Annotated in this window: 1 protein-coding gene and 1 pseudogene; both read right to left on the bottom strand. The window is 66.1% G+C overall.

Features of this window, described 5'->3' with window-relative positions:
* Nucleotides 1-73 precede the first annotated feature (73 nt).
* Nucleotides 74-571: a CocE/NonD family hydrolase C-terminal non-catalytic domain-containing protein gene (locus LCE31_RS41600; RefSeq protein WP_263632847.1), complete on the bottom strand. Its 498-nt coding sequence runs from the start codon at nt 569-571 to the stop codon at nt 74-76.
* 37 nt (nt 572-608) lie between these two features.
* Nucleotides 609-887 (bottom strand): annotated as a pseudogene (locus LCE31_RS41460) (hypothetical protein); the annotation flags it as partial.
* Nucleotides 888-1,288 lie beyond the last annotated feature (401 nt).

Raw genomic sequence — 1,288 nt, 5'->3', positions numbered from 1 at the left:
ACTCCAGCGGCAACGGCTTCGGACCAGGCATCGCCCCACCCTATAACCGCAAGCGAACTACCGACTCAGGACACTAGGCCATCTTACGGCCGCTGTCGGGGCTCTGGGACTGCTCTTCTGCCACACCGGCCATGGCGACGTACGGCGTTCGCCCGTTGGGAGCCGAGATGATGTTGAGGGAGAGGCGGGAGGCTGTGTCAGGGCCGTGGAGAATCGTCTGCCGAGCGACGACGATGTCGGCATCGGTGCCGAACTCCGGTACGGCTCGCGAGTTCAGGTTGCGGGTGAATTTCGGGAAGCTGGGCTCGTGACCTGCACCCTGATCCGGTAACCCGGCAGAAAGGCGTGTGCCATGGGATCCGTTTCGAACTCGAGCTCTGTCGGCTCTCCGGGGATGAGCCAGCAGTCGTCCCCCGCGATAGCGTGTGCGGATGGAGCCCTCGGCCACGTTCCCTGCGAATCCGCTGGGTTCGACATCGGTCAGTCGGACGAAGAAGTCGGTGTCCTCGGCGCTGCTCGCGATCCACAGATTGACCTTCGCCGGGCCCGGCGACGCGTACCGTTTCCGCAAGTTCGTCCGAGGTGTAGACGAGCACGTCCTGACGCTGCTCCAGCGGACGCTGGTCCTGCACGCCGTCGGCTGCGTACTCACCACTCGACCGCGCGAAGTCACGGAACGCGCTGACGATGACGCCTCCGACGGTCTCGACCGCCTCGGCGAGATCGTAGACGCACGCGCGACTGCTGACGGCGGACGGCCGCTCAAAGAGCACTGCGCCCTTCCGCTCGGGAGAGCCCTCCCTGGCGGCACTGCTCAGGAAGATCTCCTTGGCTGTCCCCGCCGGGGGCCAGCTGGGCGAGTCACTCCACTCGTTCTCGCCCGACACGAAGTAGTGCACCCTGGAAGATCCCGATTCCGCCGGCGCCTCGACGATGAAGTTCGGGTTAGTCACTGTGCGGCACCACCTGTTCGGGGAAGACCCATGGAACTCTCCTCCTGCTCTGGGTCGTTGACTGCGTCACCGCCCTGTCCATTCGGCGGCCGTGCGCGGGGATGGCCCGGCACGTGTCGGCTGCTCCGCCCGAGCAAGTGAGCGCCGGTGAGCCGGAATGTGCGGCAACGACGGCAGGGACTGAACGGGCCCTGGCCGACGCGAAGTTGTGCTCTCGGCGCTAGAGTCGGCGGGTGGGTACTGGTGCGACTTCGTTGTGCTGCGCACCTGGAAGACCTGACCTCGCCTTGGCGTCTGCCGGTCTTCATGTCCGCGGCACCCCACGAAGGGCTGGG

Source organism: Streptomyces sp. 8L, from assembly GCF_020176795.1.
Taxonomy (GTDB): domain Bacteria; phylum Actinomycetota; class Actinomycetes; order Streptomycetales; family Streptomycetaceae; genus Streptomyces.
This window is presented reverse-complemented; position numbering and strand designations above follow the sequence as displayed.